Source organism: Euzebyales bacterium, from assembly GCA_036374135.1.
Taxonomy (GTDB): Bacteria; Actinomycetota; Nitriliruptoria; order Euzebyales; family JAHELV01; genus JAHELV01.
The window spans coordinates 1-5,365 of record DASUUK010000007.1; the positions used below are offsets into that span (position 1 = coordinate 1).

At 69.4% G+C, this 5,365-nt stretch carries 3 protein-coding genes; all 3 read left to right on the top strand.

Annotated elements, in window-relative coordinates; translation table 11 throughout:
* Positions 1–164 precede the first annotated feature (164 nt).
* On the top strand, positions 165–2,210 hold the full coding sequence (gene kdpB, locus VFZ70_01010) for a potassium-transporting ATPase subunit KdpB (GenBank protein ID HEX6254366.1): 2,046 nt from the start codon (positions 165–167) through the stop codon (positions 2,208–2,210).
* A 2-nt stretch (positions 2,211–2,212) separates the two neighbouring features.
* Positions 2,213–2,788, top strand: a complete 576-nt coding sequence (gene kdpC, locus VFZ70_01015; protein HEX6254367.1) for a K(+)-transporting ATPase subunit C — start codon at positions 2,213–2,215, stop codon at positions 2,786–2,788.
* Positions 2,789–2,796: 8 nt separating this feature from the next.
* Positions 2,797–5,365 (top strand): ATP-binding protein (locus VFZ70_01020; GenBank protein HEX6254368.1); only part of this gene is annotated, 2,569 nt, incomplete at its 3' end.

Below are 5,365 nucleotides of genomic sequence, written 5' to 3' on the forward strand. Positions count from 1 at the left end.
CGCAAGCAGCCGGTGCCCGCGTCGACCGGCACCTTCCCGACCGACGGTGCCACGTTCGGGATCCTCCTGCTCGGCGTGACCCTCATCCTCGTGGGTCTGACGTACTTCCCGGTCCTGTCGCTCGGCCCGATCGCCGAGCACGTGATCCTCTAGGCAGGGATGCGATGGCACGGAAGCCCACGGCAACATTCGATCAGCGGATCGTCGTGCTGGCGTTGCGTGACAGCGTCCGCAAGCTCGATCCTCGGACGCTGGTTCGCAATCCGGTGATGTTCGTCGTCGAGGTCGGCAGCGTCATCGTGACGCTGCTGTTCCTCCGCGACCTGCCGTCCGCCACGGCCGGGCAGAGCGTGTTCGCCGGTCTCGTGGCGGCGTGGCTGTGGTTCACGGTGCTGTTCGCGAACTTCGCGGAAGCGATGGCCGAGGGGCGCGGCAAGGCCCAGGCCGCGACCTTGCGGAAGACCCGGTCCGAGACGACCGCGCGCCGTCGCACTGACACGGGCGCCGTCGAGGAGGCGCCCAGCACGCAGCTGGCGGTGGGCGATGTCGTGGTCGTCGGCGCGGGTGAGATCATCCCCGGCGACGGCGATGTGATCGAGGGCGTGGCCAGCGTCGACGAGTCGGCTGTGACCGGCGAGAGCGCGCCGGTGATACGCGAGTCCGGCGGCGACCGGTCCGCGGTCACCGGCGGGACGAAGGTGTTGTCCGACGAGATCGTCGTGCGCATCACCGCCGCACCGGGCGAGTCGTTCCTGGACCGGATGATCGGTCTGGTGGAGGGTGCATCCCGGCAGAAGACCCCTAACGAGATCGCGCTGTCGATCCTCCTGGCAGGGCTGACGATCGTCTTCCTGCTCGTCGTCGTGACCCTTCAGCCGTTCGCGATCTACTCCGGAGAAGAGCAGACGCTCACGGTGCTGCTGGCCCTGCTGGTGTGCCTGATCCCCACCACCATCGGCGCGCTGCTGTCGGCGATCGGGATCGCCGGCATGGACCGCCTCGTGCAGCGGAACGTGCTGGCGATGAGCGGCCGCGCGGTGGAGGCCGCCGGCGATTGCAACACCCTACTGCTGGACAAGACCGGCACCATCACCATCGGCGACCGGCAGGCGGACGAGCTCATCCCGCTCGGAGCGACGTCCGAGGACGAGCTCGCCGACGTCGCCCAGCTGTCGAGCCTGTCCGACCAGACGCCGGAAGGCCGCTCCATCGTCGTGCTCGCCAAGCAGCGCTACGGGCTGCGTGAACGCAGCCTCGACGGCGTTCAGCTCGTCCCGTTCACCGCCGAGACCCGCATGAGCGGGTTCGACCAGAACGGCCGCCAGGTCCGCAAGGGCGCGACCGACGCGATCAGCCGGTGGGTCGCCGACGCCGGCGGCGAGGTGCCCGATCGCTTCGAGGAGGTCGTCAACCGCGTCGCCGAGGCGGGAGGCACACCACTGGCGGTCGCCGAGCGCCGCGACGGGTCGGCCACGATCCACGGCGTGATCCACCTCAAGGACATCGTCAAGGGCGGGATGACGCAACGCTTCGATCAGCTGCGGGCGCTGGGCATCCGCACCGTCATGATCACCGGCGACAACCCCAGGACGGCCGCCGCGATCGCCGACGAGGCCGGCGTCGACGACTTCCTCGCCGAGGCGACACCCGAGGACAAGATGCGCCTGATCCGCGCTGAGCAGGCCGACGGCAAGCTCGTCGCGATGACCGGCGACGGCACCAACGACGCACCGGCGCTGGCGCAGGCCGACGTCGGTGTGGCGATGAACACGGGCACCCAGGCCGCCAAGGAGGCCGGCAACATGGTCGACCTCGACTCGAACCCGACCAAGCTCATCGAGATCGTCGAGATCGGCAAGCAGCTGCTGATCACCCGCGGCTCGCTGACCACGTTCTCGATCGCCAACGACGTCGCCAAGTACTTCGCGATCATCCCCGCGATGTTCGTCGGCGTCTACCCCCAGCTCGACCGCCTCAACGTCATGGGGCTCGAGAGCCCGCGCTCGGCGATCCTGTCCGCGGTGATCTTCAACGCCCTGATCATCATCGCCCTGATCCCGCTGGCGCTGCGCGGCGTGCGCTTCCGGCCGGCCAGCGCGGCCACGGTGCTGCGCCGCAACCTGGCGATCTACGGACTCGGCGGCCTGACCGTGCCGTTCGTCGGGATCAAGGCGATCGACCTCGTCGTCTCGGGCCTGGGAATGGGCTGACCATGCGCCGACAACTCCTCCCCGCACTGCGGATGATCCTCGTCATGACCGTGCTCACCGGCCTGGCGTACCCGCTGGTGGTCACCGGCCTCGCGCACGCGCTGTTCACTGACGAGGCCGACGGCTCGTTGCTGCGCCGCGATGGCGAGATCGTCGGCTCGTCGCTGCAGGGCCAGGTCTTCACCGCCGACCGCTACTTCCACACGCGACCGTCCGCAGCCGGCGACGTCGGCTACGACGCCAGCGCGACCAGCGGCTCCAACGACGGACCGACGAACGAGACGTTCCTCGCACTCGTCGAGCAGCGCGTCGCTGTCTACCGTGAAACCAACGGTCTGCCCGACGACACACATGTCCCCGTCGACGCCGTGACGGCATCCGGCTCCGGGCTCGACCCCGAGATCACGCCCGCCAACGCCTCGCGGCAGGCGGCGCGCGTCGCGACCGCCCGCGGCCTCGACGCAGATCGGGTACGCGATCTCATCGAGCGGCACACGACAGCGTCGACGTTCGGCATCCTGGGCGAGGAGCGGGTCAACGTCGTCGAGCTCAATCTGGCGCTCGACGCCCTGACATAGGCAGGCACGTGGCACGCGGAACCCTGCGCATCTTCCTCGGCGCCGCACCGGGCGTCGGCAAGACCTTCGAGATGCTGCAGTACGGCAACCGTGAGCTGCACCGCGGCCGCGACGTCGTGATCGGATTCCTCGAGACACACGGCCGTCAGCCCACCGCCGACCAGATCGGCGACCTGGAGATCATCCCGCGGCGCACCATCGAGCACCGCGGCGCGACGTTCTCCGAGATGGACGTCGACGCCGTCCTCACCAGAGCGCCCGACGTTGCGCTCGTCGACGAATACGCCCACACCAACATCCCGGGCAGCCGCAACACCAAGCGGTGGCAGGACATCGACGAACTGCTCGACGCCGGCATCGACGTCGTCTCGACAGTCAACATCCAGCACCTCGAGTCGCTCAACGACGTCGTCGAACAGATCACCGGAATCAAACAGCGCGAGACGGTTCCCGACGTGCGGGTGCGGTCAGCCGATCAGATCGATCTGGTGGACCTGCCACCGGAGTCGGTTCGCCGCCGGCTCGCGCGGGGCCTCATCTACGACGCGTCCAAGATCGACGCAGCGCTCGGCAACTTCTTCCGACCCGGCAACCTCGGCGCCCTGCGGGAACTCGCGCTGCTGTGGCTGGCCGACCGCGTCGACGAGGCGCTCGACCAGTACAAACGCGACCACGACATCGGAGAGACCTGGGAGACCCGCGAACGCGTCCTCGTGGCGTTGACCGGCGCGCCCAACGCCGACCACGTCATCCGCCGCGCCGCGCGCCTCGCTGCGCGCACCCACGGCGAGCTCGTCGCCGTCCACGTGATCCCCCAGGACGGGCTGGCCCGCACGACGGGACCCCACCTCGAAGACCAGCGGGCGCTCATCGAACAACTCGGTGGCATCTATCTGGAGATCGTCGGCGACGACCCGGCCGACGCACTGCTGGCCACAGCGCACTCCGAAGAAATCACTCAGCTTGTGCTCGGCGCCACACGCCGGTCACGATGGCAGGAGCTGATCGGCGGATCCGTCATCAACCGCGTCATCCGTGGCGCAGGCAGCGTCGACGTCCACGTCATCTCATCCGACGGGTCCGACGGTGAGCCACTCCGGCTGTGGCGCCACCCCCGGCACCGTGCGTTGTCACGTCGCCGCCGGCTTCTCGGCTTCGCGGTTGGGGCCGTCGGCACCGCCGCGCTCAGCGCGTTCCTCATTCCATCCCAGCGGGGGCTGGAGCTGGCCAGCGTGATGCTGCTCTATCTCGGCCTCACCGTCATCGCGTCCGCGGTGGGCGGGCTGGCCGCGGGGCTGACGACCGCGCTGGCGGCGATCGCCATCACCGACTACTACTTCACCGACCCGCTGCGGACGTGGGTGGTGGCCGACACCCGTGTGGTCCTGGCACTTGTGGTGTTCGTCGTCGTCAGCGGGATCGTCAGCCTGCTGGTCGACATCGCGGCGCGGCGGGCAGCCGAGGCGACCCGCGCGACCGCGGAGGCGGCGGCACTGAGCGACCTCGCCCGAGTGCTATTGGACAGCGACCGGCCACTGGAACAGCTGGTCGACCACATCAGGACCGCGCTCCAGCTGCACAGCATCACGCTGCTCCGCTCAGTTACGGACGGCGGCTGGACCACCGAGGCATCGTCGGGCGCCGATCCACCGACCGCTCCCGAAGAAGGCTCCGACACCATCACGATCCCGCCTGACCACGTACTGGTCCTCAGCGGCTCCCGCACGGTGGCCGAGGATCGACGTGTGCTCACCGCATTCGCCGCACAGCTCGGCGTCGCCCTCGAGAGCCGAACCCTCGCCCGTGTCGCCGCGACCGCGGGCGAACTCCAGCAGGCCAACGAGCTGCGCGCAGCCCTGCTCGCCGCAGTCTCCCACGACCTACGGACCCCGCTCGCGGCGATGAAGGCCGCCGCGACCAGCCTCCAACAGACCGATGTCCACCTCACACGGGCCGACCACGACGAGTTCGTCCAGACCATCGTCGAGGAGACCGACCGGCTCAACCGTCTCGTCGGCAACCTGCTGGACATGAGCCGCATCCACAGCGGCGCCCTCGACCCCATCACCGTGCCGGTCGGGCTCGACGAGATCGTGCCCGCCGCCATGCGGTCGCTTGGAGACAACCAGCGTCGCCTTGATGTCAGCGTGCCCGAGTCGCTACCGCGGGTGCACACCGACCCCGGGTTGCTCGAGCGCATCATCGCCAACCTGCTGTCGAACGCGGTGAAGTGGTCGCCGCCCGGGACCGCCGTTCGCGTCGTCGCCGGCGAGATCCCCAGCGGCGTGGACCTGCGGGTCGTCGACCGCGGCGAAGGGATCGCCGCGGGCGACCGCGACCGCATCTTCGAACCTTTCCAGCGCATCGGTGACGGCCACTCGAGCGACGGCATCGGGCTTGGCCTCGCCGTCGCCCGGGGATTCGCTGATGCCATCAACGCGTCGCTCACCATCGACGACACGCCCGGCGGCGGCACGACGATGGTCCTGCACCTGCCCACGACAGCAGAGTCCGGTGAAACGGCCGCGCAGCACGACACCGGCACGTTTCACGGCGCCACGCCACCGGCACCCGCAG

What these genes read in the sequence shown, in the direction of transcription:
- kdpC (HEX6254367.1), top strand. Translation starts at nt 2,213, where the DNA reads ATGCGCCGACAACTCCTCCCCGCACTGCGGATGATCCTCGTCATGACC.
- kdpB (HEX6254366.1), top strand. Translation starts at nt 165, where the DNA reads ATGGCACGGAAGCCCACGGCAACATTCGATCAGCGGATCGTCGTGCTG.